10 protein-coding genes are annotated in these 14,924 nt (G+C 75.7%); 4 read left to right on the forward strand and 6 right to left on the reverse strand.

Annotation, left to right across the window (positions count from 1 at the left end; all coding sequences use genetic code 11):
- Nucleotides 1–107: 107 nt before the first annotated feature.
- On the reverse strand, nucleotides 108–2,996 hold the full coding sequence (locus C9F11_RS31300) for a glycoside hydrolase family 2 TIM barrel-domain containing protein (RefSeq protein WP_138962402.1): 2,889 nt from the start codon (nucleotides 2,994–2,996) through the stop codon (nucleotides 108–110).
- Between the two features lie 469 nt (nucleotides 2,997–3,465).
- On the opposite strand from C9F11_RS31300, the gene rsgA reads away from it, so the two are divergent.
- Both rsgA and C9F11_RS31315 read left to right on the forward strand, forming a co-directional pair.
- On the forward strand, nucleotides 3,466–4,599 hold the full coding sequence (gene rsgA / locus C9F11_RS31310) for a ribosome small subunit-dependent GTPase A (RefSeq protein ID WP_138962403.1): 1,134 nt from the start codon (nucleotides 3,466–3,468) through the stop codon (nucleotides 4,597–4,599).
- 164 nt (nucleotides 4,600–4,763) lie between these two features.
- Nucleotides 4,764–6,173: a DNA-3-methyladenine glycosylase 2 family protein gene (locus tag C9F11_RS31315; RefSeq protein ID WP_138962404.1), complete on the forward strand. Its 1,410-nt coding sequence runs from the start codon at nucleotides 4,764–4,766 to the stop codon at nucleotides 6,171–6,173.
- On the opposite strand, the gene C9F11_RS31320 is transcribed toward C9F11_RS31315, so the two are convergent.
- The 5 genes from C9F11_RS31320 to C9F11_RS31340 all read right to left on the reverse strand — a co-directional run bounded on the left by C9F11_RS31320 (nucleotide 6,163) and on the right by C9F11_RS31340 (nucleotide 10,702).
- Entirely contained in the window at nucleotides 6,163–7,857 is a 1,695-nt protein-coding gene (locus C9F11_RS31320; protein WP_138962405.1) for a hypothetical protein, read from the reverse strand. The two genes, C9F11_RS31315 and C9F11_RS31320, sit on opposite strands and share 11 nt — an antisense overlap.
- A gap of 18 nt (nucleotides 7,858–7,875) precedes the next feature.
- On the reverse strand, nucleotides 7,876–8,409 hold the full coding sequence (locus tag C9F11_RS31325; protein ID WP_138962406.1) for a hypothetical protein: 534 nt from the start codon (nucleotides 8,407–8,409) through the stop codon (nucleotides 7,876–7,878).
- A 190-nt stretch (nucleotides 8,410–8,599) separates the two neighbouring features.
- Complete coding sequence (locus C9F11_RS31330; protein ID WP_138962407.1) at nucleotides 8,600–8,977, reverse strand: PPOX class F420-dependent oxidoreductase; 378 nt, start codon at nucleotides 8,975–8,977, stop codon at nucleotides 8,600–8,602.
- A 165-nt stretch (nucleotides 8,978–9,142) separates the two neighbouring features.
- Nucleotides 9,143–9,628, reverse strand: a complete 486-nt coding sequence (locus C9F11_RS31335; RefSeq protein WP_138962408.1) for a DUF456 domain-containing protein — start codon at nucleotides 9,626–9,628, stop codon at nucleotides 9,143–9,145.
- A gap of 66 nt (nucleotides 9,629–9,694) precedes the next feature.
- The gene (locus C9F11_RS31340; protein ID WP_138962409.1) at nucleotides 9,695–10,702 is read right to left on the reverse strand and encodes a LuxR family transcriptional regulator; all 1,008 of its coding nucleotides are present in this window, start codon (nucleotides 10,700–10,702) and stop codon (nucleotides 9,695–9,697) included.
- Between the two features lie 276 nt (nucleotides 10,703–10,978).
- Here C9F11_RS31340 and C9F11_RS31345 point away from each other — a divergent pair, with 276 nt between their 5' ends.
- Nucleotides 10,979–13,087: a protein phosphatase 2C domain-containing protein gene (locus C9F11_RS31345; protein ID WP_138962410.1), complete on the forward strand. Its 2,109-nt coding sequence runs from the start codon at nucleotides 10,979–10,981 to the stop codon at nucleotides 13,085–13,087.
- A 54-nt stretch (nucleotides 13,088–13,141) separates the two neighbouring features.
- Nucleotides 13,142–14,884: a pyruvate dehydrogenase gene (locus tag C9F11_RS31350; RefSeq protein WP_138962411.1), complete on the forward strand. Its 1,743-nt coding sequence runs from the start codon at nucleotides 13,142–13,144 to the stop codon at nucleotides 14,882–14,884.
- The last annotated feature ends 40 nt before the right edge of the window (nucleotides 14,885–14,924 follow it).

The following is a 14,924-nucleotide window of genomic DNA, read 5'->3' on the forward strand; positions in this document are numbered from 1 at the left end:
GGAGCGTAGGAGGGGCGCCGCCACACGGTCTTGAAGGAAACGGACACCACCTCCAGGGGAGCGGACACCACCTCCAGGGGGGCGGACACCACCGGGAAGGGCCCGCCTCACCGGCCCGGCCCGGCCGCCGAGAAGGTGAGGGCGAACTCCGCGAAGGCCGGGCGCAGTTCGTACTGCGGCAGCACGCCGGGGCCGCACGACTGGGTGCCGATGCCGCGCTGGCCGTGGTCCAGATGGACCCACACCGTGTCGCCGGGCACGAGGTCGGTGCGGTGCGCGGCGGCGTCCAGCTCCTCGGTGGACCACGGGCGCGCCGTGAACCAGAACGCCGGGTCGCCCACGATCCGCACCCCCGGCCCGTCGACGTCCGTGCGCAGCTCCGCCCAGCGCACGTCCGCGCGGGCCCCGTTCTCCTGCGGCCGCAGATACGGCGTCTGCATCCCCTCCACCGACGAGGCCCACCAGCCGAGGCGGGAGGCCGCCCGGGTGTCCGGGTACGCCTCGCCGTCGCCGCCGAACCAGCGGGCGCTGCCGTACCCGGAGGGAAGCCCGAGCCGCACGCCGAGCCGGGGCAGCGGCACCTCCCAGTCGCCCTCCGGCGTCACCGAGACCGCCAGGCGCAGGGCGGTGCCGTCGGAGGTCCAGCGGTAGACGGTGCGCAGCGCGAGGTCGCGGGCGGCGGGTGCCACGCGGGTGCGCACGGTCAGCGCGTCCCGCGTCACGTCGAGGTCGTCGAGCCGGTGGTGCAGGCGGTGCAGGCCGAGCGTGCGCCAGAGCGGGCCGTAGCGGGTGTCGGGCTGCCACGGCGCGCCGTCGTCGTTGTCGGTGGGCGCCCGCCACACGTCCAGGCGGGGCGCGGACCTCAGCGTGACGTCGCCGATGCCGCGCAGCTCGCCGGTGCGGACGTCGAAGCGGCCGGGCCCGAGGGTGAGGTCGTAGCCGCGGCGGCGCGGCCGCTCCCCGGTGGCGGCCGGCACGGGCGGGCGCGCGGTGACGGGGAAGTCGGCGAACGCCACCGCGTGGTCCAGGGCCGTCCAGTTGGTCTCCTCGCAGACGAGGGCCGACAGGTGCAGCCAGGTCTCGGCGTCCCGCGCGGCGGCGGGCGGATCGGGCAGCTTCAGCTCGACGCTCTCGCCGGGCCCGAGGTCCGGCGGCACGTCCAGCGGCCCGGAGACCGAGCGGACCTCGTCGTCCGCGCGGTCGCAGTGGTACGTCCACTCGAAGGACAGCTCGGCCAGGTCCGCGAAGTCGTAGAGGTTGGCCACCCGGACCGTGCCGGTGTCCGCGTCGTACGCGAACCGCACTGGCTGGATCACCCGCTTGTACTCGGTGAGGCCGGGCGAGGGCGTGCGGTCGGGGAAGCACAGGCCGTCGCAGACGAAGTTCCCGTCGTGCAGCTCCTCGCCGAAGTCACCGCCGTAGGCGTAGCCGAACGCGGGGTGCTTCAGGCCGTGGTCGGCCCACTCCCACACGAACCCGCCCTGCAGCCGCTCGTACGTCTCGAAGAGGCGCTGGTAGTCGCTCAGACCGCCGGGGCCGTTGCCCATCGCGTGCGCGTACTCGCACAGGATGAAGGGCAGTGCGCGGCGCGCCCCCGGGCCGCCGTCCTCGCGGCGGCCGATCCGCTCGACCTCGGCGTGGTCGGCGTACATGCGCGAGTACATGTCGGTGTCCGCGCACGACGGGTCGCCCTCGTAGTGCAGCAGGCGCCCCGGGTCGCGGTCGCGGATCCACGCGGCCATGGCGGTCAGGCCGCGCCCGGTGCCGCACTCGTTGCCGAGCGACCAGATGACGACCGACGGGTGGTTCTTGTCGCGCTCCACGGTGCGGGCCGCGCGGTCCAGGAGCGCGGGGGTCCAGCGCTCGTCGTCGACGGGGTTGCCGCGCCACTGCCGCATCGTGAAGCCGTGCGTCTCCAGGTCGCACTCGTCGATGACCCACAGGCCGAGCTCGTCGCACAGGTCGAGGAAGGCGGGGTGCGGCGGGTAGTGGGCGGTGCGGACGGCGTTGATGTTGTGCTGCTTCATCAGCCGGACGTCGGCGCGCATCGTGTCGAGGTCGACGGCGCGGCCGGTCTCCGGGTGGAACTCGTGCCGGTTCACGCCGCGGAACAGGACCGGCCGGCCGTTGACGGTGATCAGCCCGTCCTGGAGGGCGACCGTACGGAACCCGATGCGCAGCGGCACCCGCTCGCCCGGCGTGGCGAGGACCCCGTCGTACAGGCGCGGCCGCTCCGCCGACCACGGGTCCACGGCCACGGTCACGCTCTCGCCGGTGGCGACGTCGACGCCGAGCTCCGGCACGGTCACGCGCCCCGCCACGTCGGACTCCACGCGGAGCGTGCCCGTCCCGTCGCGGTGGTCGTACGACGCGTGCGTGAAGTGGTCGCGCACGGCGCCCTCGGGCCGGTGCAGCAGCGTCACGTCCCGGAAGACGCCCGGCAGCCACCACTGGTCCTGGTCCTCCAGGTACGACCCCGACGACCACTGGTGCACCCGCACGGCGAGCACGTTGTCGCGGGGCCGCAGCAGGGCGCCCACCGCGAACTCGTGCGGCAGGCGCGACCCCTTGAAGTCGCCGAGGAGCGCGCCGTTGAGCCACACCCGCGCACAGGAGTCGACCCCGTCGAACCGCAGCGTCGCCCCGCCGTCCGCGGGCCAGTCCTCCGGCAGGTCGAAGCCGCGCAGGTGGTCACCCGTCGGATTCTCGGTCGGCACCCGCGGCGGGTCCACGGGAAACGGATACATCTGATTGGTGTAGATCGGCGAGCCGTGGCCCTGCAGCACCCAGTGCCCGGGCACCACGACCTCGTCCCAGGCCGCCGCGTCGAACCCGTCGGCGGCGAACGACTCGTCCTCGTCCGCGGCCCCGGGCGAGAGCCGGAACCGCCAGCTTCCGTTCAGCGAGAGCACGGCGGCGTCCGACCCCGCGTACCACGCACGGGGCGGCAGACCGCCGGTACCGGGGGACACGTCCTCGTGGTAAGGGAGCTCCATACCCCCATCAGAACGCGCCGAGCCGCGCCCACTCAATCATTTCGCCCCGGGCGTTGTTGGATTTCTGCCGGGACGCTTGGACGGGGCGGGGGGTGGTGACGGGTGGGTGACGGGGTGGGGGCGGGTGGGTGACGGGCGGGCCGACGACGGGTGCGCGGCGGGCCCGGGGCGGGCTCTGGTGCGGGCCCAGGGGTGGGCTCAAGTGGGCTCAGGGGGGCGGAAAAAGGAGTGGCGCGGTTTCGGGGGGCGGGGCTAGGGTTCTGAGTGTTCCTCGGTGGCGTGTGTCGCCGCCGTCGGTCGAGTCGTGAGTGGAGGTGTGATCAATGGCTGTCGTTGCGATGGGTGCTGCCCGCGTTCGGACGTTCGTCATCACATCCACCTCCGTGGCCTCCGGCTGACCGGCTCTCTCCGCGTCTTTCCTCGCGCCGTCGTGCGCGGGCCGGGGCCGCCCTTGTGAAGGGTTCTCCCCTTGTCTTCGTCTTCTTCTTCCTTCTCCTCCACTTCCTCCTTCCCGGCCGCCGGTGCCCACGCGCTGGCCGCGTACGGCTGGGACGAGGACTGGGAGGCCGCCTTCGCCCCGTACGCGGAGCGCGGGCTGCTGCCCGGCCGGGTGATCCGGGTCGACCGGGGCAGCTGCGACCTGGTCGTCACCGAGGAGGGTGTCGTCCGGGCCGACACCACGTACGTCACGCCGCACGACCCGCTGCGGGTCATCTGCACCGGTGACTGGGCGGCCGTGGACGCGCCCGGCGGTGATCCGCGGTACGTGCGCGACTATCTGCCGCGGCGCACCTCGTTCGTGCGGTCCACCTCGTCCAAGCGGTCCGAGGGGCAGATCCTCGCCGCCAACGTCGACCACGCGGTCATCGCCGTGTCGCTGGCCGCCGAGCTCGACCTCGGGCGCGTCGAGCGGTTCCTCGCGCTCGGCTGGGAGTCCGGCGCGCAGCCCGTCGTCGTGCTCACCAAGGCCGACCTCGTGCCCGACGCCGCGTCCCTCGCCCACCTCGTGCAGGACGTGGAGACCGCGGCGCCCGGCGTGCCGGTCCTCGCCGTCAGCGCGGCGCACGGGGACGGCGTCGACGTGCTCGCCGCCGTCGTCTCCGGCGGCACCTCCGTCCTGCTCGGGCAGTCCGGCGCGGGCAAGTCGACCCTCGCCAACGCCCTCGTGGGCGCGGACGTCATGGACGTACAGGCCGTCCGCGACGTCGACGGCAAGGGGCGGCACACCACCACCACCCGCAACCTCATCCCGCTGCCCGGCGGCGGCGTGCTCATCGACACGCCGGGGCTGCGCGGCGTCGGCCTGTGGGACGCGGGCAGCGGCGTCGGGCAGGTCTTCGCCGAGATCGAGGAGCTGGCCCGGGACTGCCGCTTCCAGGACTGCGCGCACGTCGCGGAGCCCGGCTGCGCGGTGCTCGCCGCCCTGGAGGACGGTTCGCTGCACCAGCGGCGGCTCGACAGCTACCGGAAGCTGCTGCGCGAGAACCAGCGGATCGTCGCGAAGACGGACGCGCGGGTCCGGGCGGAGATGCGGCGGGAGTGGCGGCGGCGCGGGGCCGAGGGCAAGGCCGCGATGGAGGCCAAGCGGGGGCGGTTGCGCTAGCGGCCGCCCGGGCCTGCTCCGGGGTGCCCCTGCGGGTGCCTCGGGGCGGCCCCGGCCGTCCGGTCGCCCGGCATCCGGGGCGACGGCATCCGGGGCCGTGCCCACGGGGGCTCCGTGTCCGATTTCCGCTAGCTGTGGCGGCTGGGGCCACCCACACTGGAGGTGTGAACGATCTCGATACCAGGTACGAAGCCGTCCGCAGCCGCGATGCCCGGTTCGACGGGGAGTTCTTCTTCGCCGTGTCCACGACGGGGATCTACTGCAGGCCGAGCTGTCCCGCCGTGACGCCCAAGCGGCAGAACGTGAAGTTCTATCCGACGGCCGCCGCCGCGCAGAGCCAGGGCTTCCGGGCCTGCCGGCGGTGCCGCCCGGACGCCGTGCCGGGGTCCGCGGAGTGGAACGTGCGCGCGGACGTCGTGGGCCGCGCCATGCGGATGATCGGCGACGGCGTCGTGGACCGCGAGGGCGTCGGCGGGCTCGCGGTGCGGCTCGGGTACAGCGCCCGGCAGGTGCAGCGCCAGCTCACCGCCGAGGTGGGCGCGGGCCCCGTCGCGCTCGCCCGGGCGCAGCGCGCGCACACCGCGCGCGTGCTGCTCCAGACCACCGACCTGCCGGTCACGGAGATCGCGTTCGCGGCGGGCTTCGCCAGCGTGCGGCAGTTCAACGACACCATCCGCGCCGTGTACGAGCTGACGCCCACCGCGCTGCGCGCCGCCGCGCCCAAGCGGGGCGGCGGCCGGGCCACGCCCGCCGCGGGCATCCCGCTGCGGCTCGCCTACCGCGGGCCCTACCAGGCCGTCGCCGCCTTCGACCTGCTCGCCGACGAGGCGCTGCCCGGCGTCGAGGACGTACACGGCGAGCGCGGCACCCGCACCTACCGGCGCACCCTGCGCCTCCCGCACGCCTCGGGCATCGTGGCCGTCGAGGAGCGCGACCCGCGCAGGCGCGGCGACGCCGGGCAGAGCGGCTGGCTGGAGGCCCGGCTGCACCTCACGGACCTGCGGGACCTGACCACGGCCGTCCAGCGGCTGCGCGGCCTGTTCGACCTGGACGCCGATCCGTACGCCGTCGACGACCGCCTCGGCACGCACCCCCGCCTCGCGCCGCTCGTGCGCGCCCGGCCCGGTCTGCGCTCGCCCGGCGCCGCGGACCCCGAGGAGTTCGCGATCCGCGCGGTCGTGGGCCGGGAGGCCGCCGCGCGGCTCGTGACGGAGTACGGCACGCCGCTGCCGTCCCCGTGCGGCGGCCTCACGCACGTCTTCCCCGAGCCCGCGGCCCTGGCCGGCCGGCTGCCGCTGGCGGCCGCGCTCGCCGAGGGCGTCGTACGCCTGGACGCGGGCAGCGACCGCGACGACGCCGAGCGGCGGCTGCGCGCCGTGGACGGCGTGGACGCGACGGCGGCGGCCGTCATCCGCATGCGGGCCCTCGGCGACCCGGACGTGGCCCTGCCCGGCGAGCGGGTGGACGACGCGTGGCGGCCCTGGCGGTCGTACGCGGTGCGGCACCTGCGGGCGCAGGCGCGTGCGGAGTCGTCAGGGCCGCCTGAGCCGTTCGAGCCGTCGGTCACCGGCTGAGCCGGGGCCGTCCGGCGCGGCGCCGCGCGTACCAGCCCGTCGCGACGAGGGCCGCCGCCAGGGCCGCGGCCGACGTCACCGCCACGCCGGTGGCGGCGAGGCCGCCGCCGGTGGGGGAGGCGGTGCCGGAGCCGCCGCCCACCGAGGCGCCGCCGGATCCGCCGCCTGTCCCGGCCCCGGAGCCGCCGCCGGAGCCGCCGGTGGTCCCGGAGTCCGAGCCGCCGCCGTCCGGGGCGTCACGCGGGTCGTCACCCGGGGGGCCACCTGGGTCCTCGCCACCGCCCCCGCTGCCGGGGCCGGTGGTGGAACCCCCGTCGCCCGGTCGCGCGCCCTCGACCGTCAGGGTCGCGGGCTCCGTGTGCGCGGTGCCCGCGTCGTTGGCGAACTCCGCGCGGAAGCGGTGGCCGTCCTGGGCCGCGCGGGCCGTGAAGGTGTACGAGGCCTGCGGGGGTCCGGCGGCGTCCGCGACGGCGCGCCAGGAGCGGCCGCCGTCGGTGCTGCGCTGCCAGCGCGCGACCGGTGCGGGGGAGCCTTCGGCGCGGGCCGTGAACGTCACCTCGGTGCCGTCCTTCGCCGTGACGTCCTGCGGTGACCGCGTGACGCGCGGCGGAGCCGAGCGGACGATCCGGGTGACGCGGCCCTGGGCGGGGCTGGTGACGAAGACCTCCGCGCCGCCCGGCGCCACCGCGACGGCGGCGGCGCCCAGTTGGGCGACGTTGCCGTGCAGCGGCACCGGCTGCGCCGCGGCCTTCAGGGTGCGGGTGTCGAGGACCGCCAGGGAGCCTTGGCCGTCGTAGTCGGGCGCGTCCGGGTCGCCGACGTCCTGCCGGGCGACGTACGCGCGGCCGCCGTCGAAGGCGACGTCCGTGGCGAGGTCGGTGCCGGTGAGGGTGGTGCGCGGGGTGCCGTCCGCGCCGAACACCATGATCTTGTCCTGGCGGCCCACCCACACCGCGCCCGTGCCCGGGTCGACGGCGGTGAAGCCCTCCACCCCCTCGGTGACGGGGAGTCCGACGGTCCTGGTCACCGTGAAGGAGCCGGTGTCGACGCGGTACAGGCGGTTGTTCGCCAGGTCCGCCGACCACACCGCCCCGCGGCGCGCGTCGACGGCGAACCTCCCGCCGCCCGCGAGGGCCACCGTCCGCCGGGCCGCGCCGGTGGCGGTGTCGACCTCGGCGAGCGCCGTGCCCTGCGCGACCAGCGCCGTACCGGGGGTGACGCCCGGACCGACGTCCGTCACCTTGGGGCCGGGCAGCCAGACCCCCTGTGCCGCCGGGTCGCCGCCCTTGGCCGTGCCGAGGCCCTTGAGCGGGTGGTGGAAGACGACGCCGTCGCCGGGCAGCGGCCCCGCGATGCGGCGCACGGCCACCGCGCCGGGGGCACCCGTGGCGCCGGGCGCCTCGGCGGTGTGGCCGCGTACGGTGCCGTCGGCGCGGTCCAGGACGTACAGGCCCGTCTCGTTGACGTCCGCCGTGGCGGTGTCGTCGTCGGAGCCGACGTAGAGCTTGCCGGAGTCGGGGTGGAGCGCGATGTCGAGGGGTTTGCCCGCCGTGGTGAAGTCGGCGGCGCGGTGGTAACCGAGCCCGCCCGCCGGGGGGTTCGCGCCGCCGTCGGCCGGTGCGAACCCCGCGGTGAGCGCGGCGAGGGTCGCCGCCGCCGCGGTCAGGGAAAGGTGGCGTCTCATGGCGGCAGCGGCCCCCGGCTACTGGAAGGTGACCGGGATGTGCACGTCGTACTTGCGGTCGCCGGAGTCGGCGTGGTCGGCCCGGGTCACGATCGCGCACTCCACGGTCTCGCCGCAGACCTTGCCGCCGCCGAGGTCGGCCTTCACGTGGATCTTCACCGAGAAGCTGCCGTTCGCGCCGAACCGGGAGCTGTTGGGCACGGTGCCGCCGCCCGCGTTGGACACCCAGTGCGAGGCGCCGGTGGTGCCGGACTGGTCCTGGCCGCCGAGACAGGGGGTCGGCTTGTTGGCGCCGGGCGCGCCCTCGACGGCGCACAGGCCGACGTAGACGCCCCGCGCGGTGTTGTAACCGGTGCCGGACACGGTGACGTTGACGCCCCCGGCCGCCGCGGTGTTCGGCCCCGTCAGGGCCAGGCGGTAGGTCTTGCCGCCGTCGGTGACGGTTCTTTTCGCGGTGACGTCGGCGGCGGACGCCGCGCTCGCGAGGCCGACGGTGAGCGCGGCGGCCATGAGGGGAGCGACGGGCAGGAGGGCACGGGTACGCGTACGCATGGGTGCGGGCACCTTTCTGGGCCGAGCGAGGCCCCGGAGGGCTCGCTAGTTAGGTAAGGCATACCTAAGCTTGCTGGCTCTCCGGTGTCAACGCCGTCACCGTCCGCCCCGGTGCGCCGCGCCGTCCGCCCCGACTACGCCGTCACCGTCCGCCCCAACTGCGCCGCGCCGCACGCCTCCTGGCCCCCCGTCACCCCTCGTCCTCCTCCAGGCCCCAGCTGTGGATGCGCTTCGGGCGGATGCGGATCAGCTCCTCGCTCAGCCGCGGCCCCAGCTCGTGCGGGCCGGTGAGCAGCTCCGCCTCGCCGCGCACGTCCACGCCGCGGACCCGCCACGGGTGTTCGCTCACGATGTCGTCCACGACCAGTGCCACCTTCGGGTTGGCCTGGAGGTTGCGCCACTTCTTCGTGGTGCCCATCGCGTAGCCGCCGATGAGGATCGTGCCGTCGTCCTGCGGGAAGAAGCCGACGGGGTTGGCCTGCGGCTGCCCGTTCGGGTCGACGGTGGCGAGCCTGCCCAGACGCTGGGACTTCAGGTACGCGCGCTCGGCCGCGCTGAATTCGGTCATGGGGTGAGGCTGGCACGCGGATCCGGCGGGCGCACCGGTGCGTCGGCCCACGTCGCGGGCGCGGGGGCCCGGGCGGCGGCCCCGGGGCCTCTCGCCGGGTCCGGCGCACGGGCCCTCCCGCCGGGTCCGGCGCACGGGACCCGGGAGCCTCGCGGCGCCGCCCCGTCACCCGCGGGCCAGCACCGCGCCCACCCACGCCCCCACGATCAGCAGACACGCGTACAGCTCCACGAACACGTTCCAGCCACCCGCCCGCAGGGCCGTGCGCACCGCCGTCACGGCCTCGCCGTGCCCGCCCAGCCGCAGCCGCTCCGCCAGGTACATCCCGCCCACGAACCCGGGCGCGGCGCCGAGCACGGGCAGCAGACAGAACCCGAGCAGCGCCCCGGCCCCCGCGTACGCGGTCGGGCGGTGGCCCGCACCGGAATCGCGCAGCCGCCGGGGCGGCAGCTGCCAGCGGACCGCCCGGGACAGCAGGAGCACCAGGGTCGCGCCCACCAGGACGCCCCAGGCCAGGCCGTGCGGGTCCTGGAGCGCCCACCACAGCACCCCGGCCCACACCAGCCACGAGCCGGGCACGCCGGGTACGAGGACACCGCACAGGCCGAGCAGCATCACCACGCCGACCAGCGTGAGCTCCCACGCTCCCATCTGCCCAGGGTGCAGGAGCGGCCGCGAAACCGCAGGTCGCGTTAGTCCCGGCGCCCGCGTCGGCGCCTAGCCGCGGGCCGGTCCCGGGGCGCCCGCCTCGCGGGCCACCCAGCCCCGTTCGTACGCGTGCCAGCCCAGCTGGAGCCGGGTCGTCACGCCCGTCAGCTCCATCAGCCGCTTGACCCGGCGCTGTACGGTGCGCAGGCCGAGGTCCAGCTGCTTCGCCACGCTCGCGTCCGTCATGCCGGCGAGCAGCAGCGACAGGACCTCCAGGTCCGTGCCGTCGGGGCCGTCCGCGGCCTCGCGCACCGTGCCGCCCTCGCCGAGCCGCAGCGGCAGCGCGCCCCGCCACACCGCCTCGAACAGGCCCGTGAGGGACTCCAGGAGCCCGCTCGCGTGCACCACGAGGGCCGCGGGCTCCGCCGTCCGCGTGGTCAGCGGCACCATCGCGAGCGACCCGTCCGCGATCACCAGCTTCGTCGGTACGCGGTCCACGACCCGCACCCGCTCGGCCCGCCCCAACGCCTCCGCGATCTCCGTCAGGCCCGTCGGCGCGGCGAGGACGGCGCGCTCCACCACCACGCGGTAGGCGACGCCCCGGCTCGCCGCCTGTTCCTCCGCGTCGTTCTCCAGACCGGTCACCGCGACCGGCCGGCCCGTCACCAGGGCGCACACCTCGCGGCTCGCGCCGAGCTGGAGCTGGAGGAAGCGCTGCGAGACGGCGGCCGCGCCCGTCACCACCTCGACCAGGTCGTGCACGGTGGGCTCGGCCGCCCGGCCCCGGTACTCCTCCGTGAGCAGGGTCGCCGCGAGCTCCGCCTGCTCCAGCTCGTGCCGCCGCTGGGTGAGCAGCGCGCCCAGGGCTACGCCGGGCGGCGCCGCCACCCAGCGCCCGGCCCGGCCCGACGCCTGCGCGGCGAGCCCGTGCCGTTCGAGCCGGCGCAGCGCCCGCTCCGTGTCCGGCTCGGCGAGCGTGAGGCGGCGCGCCAGGTCCGGCACGTCGGCCGCCCCGACCGACACCAGCGCGCGGTACGCCGCCTCGTGCGTCTCGTCCAGACCAATAGCGGCCAGCATGCGGCGGCTCCCTCCCCGATCGTTCCGGCGCGTTCCTGCCGTTCTGCCCGTGGCTGGCGGAAACCGGCCACGGCGTGAACCCGCCGCGAACATCATCACCGCACCACCCGTCGCTCTGCCAGGGTGGCCTCCTCGCCGGGCGGTCCTCCCGTGGGGGGTGGGCCCGCCCGGCACCCCGCCCGGCACCCCGCGCCACCGCCCGCCACCCCCGTCGGGCCCGGTGGGAATTTCCGGATGCACCGTTTTCGTACGGCCTGTGCTGTGGACAATAGGGGCATGAGCCAGCAGGGGGAGAGGCCCACCGGTCAGGAGGCCGACTGGTGGGCGCAGTTGTACGACGAGGCGAAGGACGACACGGGGCCCGCGGCCGCGGGCGATTCCCTGGACGACCGGTTCGCCTCGGCGGCGGGGACGGTGGGCGAGGAGGCGGACGACGGTCCGCCCGCCGCGTCCGCCCCGACCCTCAGGGGCACGTTCGCGGCGAGGCCCACGGCCGGTTCCCGGGGCGGCCCCTTCGCCCCGGCGGCGGGGGAGCCGCCGCCGAGGGACCCCACCGCGTACGCCGCGGGCAGCGCGCCCCGGGTGGGCCCCGCCGACGACGACGCGCCCACGCCGCCGCCCGCCCCCGCGAGGCCGCCCGACGCGGGCGGGGGAGCGAAGCCGTACGACGTTCCCGGGCAACGGGAGGCCCCGGCGGGGGTGTCGCGAGGGGAGCCGTGGGGCGAGCCGCGGGGGGAGTCCCCGCGCGAGCCGCAGGGGGAGCCGCGTAGGGAGCCCCTGCGCGAGCCCCCGCGCGAGCCGCGGGGAGAGCCCCTGCGTGAGCCGCGGGGAGAGCCCCTGCGTGAGCCGCGAGGGGAGCCGCGCCCGAAACCCCAGGCGCCGAGCCCGGGGCCCCCGCCTCCCCCACCCGCAACCGAGCCCGGCGCCGAGCCCGGCACCCCGGGCGCCAGCCCCCCGGCAGCCACCCCGCCCCCGGCCCCCGCCTGGCCCCCCGGCGTCGAACCACCCCGCGGCCCGGTGACGCCCCCCGCCCGCACCCCGGCACCCCGCCGCCCGCCCTCCGCGGCGCCTCCGCCCACGGAACCCCGTACGGACCGCCGTACGGACCGCCGTACGGAACCCCACACGGACCGCCGCACCGATCCCCCCGCGGCACCCCCGCCCACGGATCCGCCCACAGATCGCCGGGCGGACCGTCGTACGGATCCCACCGCGCCCCCCACCTACCGCGCCCCCGCCCCCTGGGCGCCCGCCACCCCCTCCGGCCCCGTCACCTTCCCCTCCGCGCCCGAGCGGCCCGCCGCGCCGCCCACGCGGCCCTCCACGGAGAGCAGCGCCGCCACCGCCGCGGCCTCCCACCCCCCGAAGGCCCCGGCGGACCCGGAAGGGCAGGGGGCCGTCGGCGAGGCCCCGGCGCTCCCCGCCAGGGCGTACGTGGGGGACGGGCCCCCGACCTACGAAGCCGAGCCGACCGGGCTGCCCGCCGCCGACCCGGACGACCTCGGCAGCCTCGTCGCCGACACCGTGCTCGACGGCGCGCGGTACGGCGCCAGCACGCTGCGTGCGGCCTCCGTACGCGGGGACTCCGCCCGGTACCGGGCCGAGCCGCGCCGGGACGCGCTGCTCACCGCCCGCTTCGGAGCGGGCGAGGACGCCCTCGTCCTGGTCGCCATGGCCACCGGCGCCCGCGCCACGGCGGGCGCCCACCGCGCGGCTGCCGACGCCTGCGCCTGGATCGGCCGGGCCGTGGGCCGCAGCCACGCCCGGCTCGCCCAGGACATCAAGGCCGCGCGGCGCGGCGACCTGAAGTCGGGCCTGCACCGGCTCACCGACCGCAGCCTCGGCAAGCTGCGCGCCCGCGCCGCCGACCTCGGGCTCGAACCGGAGGAGTACACGGCGTCCCTGCGCTGTCTGCTGCTGCCCGCCGACCCGCGCTGCCGCACCCGGGTGTTCTTCGGCGTCGGCTCCGGCGGCCTGTTCCGGCTGCGCGGCGGCGAGTGGCAGGACATCGAACCGCGCGTCGCCACCACCACGGGCGCCGCCGTCGTCGGCTTCGGCTCGCCGCCCGCCGAGACCCCCGAGGGCGACCGGCTCACCATGGACCTGGGCATCACCACGCCCCCGAGCCCGTACGAACCGGCGCCCGCCCCGCCCCGCGACCCCTTCCGCTTCCGCGCCTCCGTCGCCCGCCCGGGTGACACGCTGCTGCTGTGCACCGGCGGCCTCGCCGAACCGCTGCGCGGCGAGCCCGAGCTGTCCCGGCACCTCACCCGCCGGTGGGCCGAGGGCGGGCCGCCCGGCCTCGCCGCCTTCCTCGCCGACACCCAAGTACGGGTCAAGGGATACGCCGACGACCGCACGGCCGCGGCCGTTTGGGAGGCGTGAGCGCGGCCCCTGTGAATTCATGGACCCATAGCGACCGAAGGGGTGCATGAAGACATGGCCAAGCAGAACGTCGCCGAGCAGTTCGTCGACATCCTCGTCCGCGCCGGGGTCAAGCGGCTCTACGGAGTGGTCGGCGACAGCCTCAATCCCGTCGTGGACGCGATCCGGCGCACCCCGCGGATCGACTGGATCCAGGTGCGGCACGAGGAGACCGCCGCCTTCGCGGCCGGCGCGGAGGCCCAGATCACCGGCACCCTCGCCGCCTGCGCGGGCTCCTGCGGCCCCGGCAACCTCCACCTCATCAACGGCCTCTACGACGCCCACCGCTCCATGGCCCCGGTGCTCGCCCTGGCCTCCCACATCCCCTCCTCCGAGATCGGCCTCGGCTACTTCCAGGAGACCCACCCCGACCAGCTGTTCCGCGAGTGCAGTCACTACAGCGAACTGATCTCCAACCCGAAGCAGATGCCGCGCCTGCTCCAGACCGCCATCCAGCACGCCGTCGGACAGTCCGGCGTCAGCGTCGTCTCGCTGCCCGGCGACATCGCCTCCGAGCCCGCTCCGGACAAGGCCGCGGAGACGGCCCTGGTCACCTCGCGCCCCTCCGTGCGCCCCGGTGACGCCGAGATCGACACGTTCGCCGCGATGATCGACGAGGCGGACAAGGTCACGCTGTTCTGCGGCAGCGGCACCGCGGGGGCGCACGCCGAGGTCATGGCCTTCGCCGAGAAGCTCAAGGCCCCCGTCGGGCACGCCCTGCGCGGCAAGGAGTGGATCCAGTACGACAACCCGTACGACGTGGGCATGAGCGGACTGCTCGGCTACGGCGCCGCGTACGAGGCCACCCACGAGTGCGACCTGCTCATCCTGCTCGGCACCGACTTCCCCTACAACGCCTTCCTGCCCGACGACGTGAAGATCGTCCAGGTCGACGTGCGGCCCGAGAACCTGGGGCGCCGTTCCAGGCTGGACCTCGCGGTCTGGGGCGACGTGCGCGAGACGCTGCGCTGTCTGACCCCGCGCGTCTCGCCGAAGAGCAACCGCAAGTTCCTCGACAAGATGCTCAAGAAGCACGCCGACGCGCTCGAAGGCGTGATCAAGGCCTACACCCGCAAGGTCGAGAAGCACGTACCGATCCACCCCGAGTACGTGGCGTCGGTCCTCGACGACCTGGCGGACGATGCGGCGATCTTCACCGTCGACACCGGCATGTGCAACGTCTGGGCGGCCCGCTACCTCACCCCGAACGGCAAGCGCCGCATCATCGGCTCCTTCAGCCACGGCTCCATGGCGAACGCCCTGCCGCAGGCGATCGGCGCGCAGTTCACCGACCGCACGCGGCAGGTCGTCTCCCTGTCGGGCGACGGCGGCTTCTCCATGCTGATGGGCGACTTCCTCACGCTCGTGCAGTACGACCTGCCGGTGAAGGTGGTCCTCTTCAACAACTCGTCCCTGGGGATGGTGGAGCTGGAGATGCTCGTCGCGGGCCTGCCCTCGTACGGCACCGCCAACCACAACCCCGACTTCGCCGCGGTGGCCCGGGCGGCCGGGGCCTACGGCGTGCGCGTGGAGAAGCCCAAGCAGCTCGCCGGTGCCCTCAAGGACGCCTTCGCCCACAAGGGCCCCGCCCTCGTCGACATCGTCACCGACCCCAACGCCCTCTCCATCCCCCCGAAGATCAGCTCCGACATGGTCACCGGCTTCGCCCTCTCCGCCAGCAAGATCGTCCTCGACGGCGGGGTGGGCCGCATGGCCCAGATGGCCCGGTCCAACTTGCGCAACATCCCGAGGCCTTGAGCCTCGCGGGACTCCCCGCTGTGCCCATGGGCGCGCTCCG

It is taken from the genome of Streptomyces sp. YIM 121038, from assembly GCF_006088715.1.
Taxonomy (GTDB): Bacteria; Actinomycetota; Actinomycetes; order Streptomycetales; family Streptomycetaceae; genus Streptomyces.

Excerpts from the sequence above, each read along its gene's own strand:
- C9F11_RS31335 (WP_138962408.1), bottom strand. The coding sequence starts at position 9,628 with ATGGGAGCGTGGGAGCTCACGCTGGTCGGCGTGGTGATGCTGCTCGGC.
- C9F11_RS31340 (WP_138962409.1), bottom strand. The coding sequence starts at position 10,702 with ATGCTGGCCGCTATTGGTCTGGACGAGACGCACGAGGCGGCGTACCGC.
- C9F11_RS31325 (WP_138962406.1), bottom strand. The coding sequence starts at position 8,409 with ATGCGTACGCGTACCCGTGCCCTCCTGCCCGTCGCTCCCCTCATGGCC.
- C9F11_RS31350 (WP_138962411.1), top strand. The coding sequence starts at position 13,142 with ATGGCCAAGCAGAACGTCGCCGAGCAGTTCGTCGACATCCTCGTCCGC.
- C9F11_RS31345 (WP_138962410.1), top strand. The coding sequence starts at position 10,979 with ATGAGCCAGCAGGGGGAGAGGCCCACCGGTCAGGAGGCCGACTGGTGG.
- C9F11_RS31320 (WP_138962405.1), bottom strand. The coding sequence starts at position 7,857 with ATGAGACGCCACCTTTCCCTGACCGCGGCGGCGGCGACCCTCGCCGCG.
- C9F11_RS31300 (WP_138962402.1), bottom strand. The coding sequence starts at position 2,996 with ATGGAGCTCCCTTACCACGAGGACGTGTCCCCCGGTACCGGCGGTCTG.
- C9F11_RS31330 (WP_138962407.1), bottom strand. The coding sequence starts at position 8,977 with ATGACCGAATTCAGCGCGGCCGAGCGCGCGTACCTGAAGTCCCAGCGT.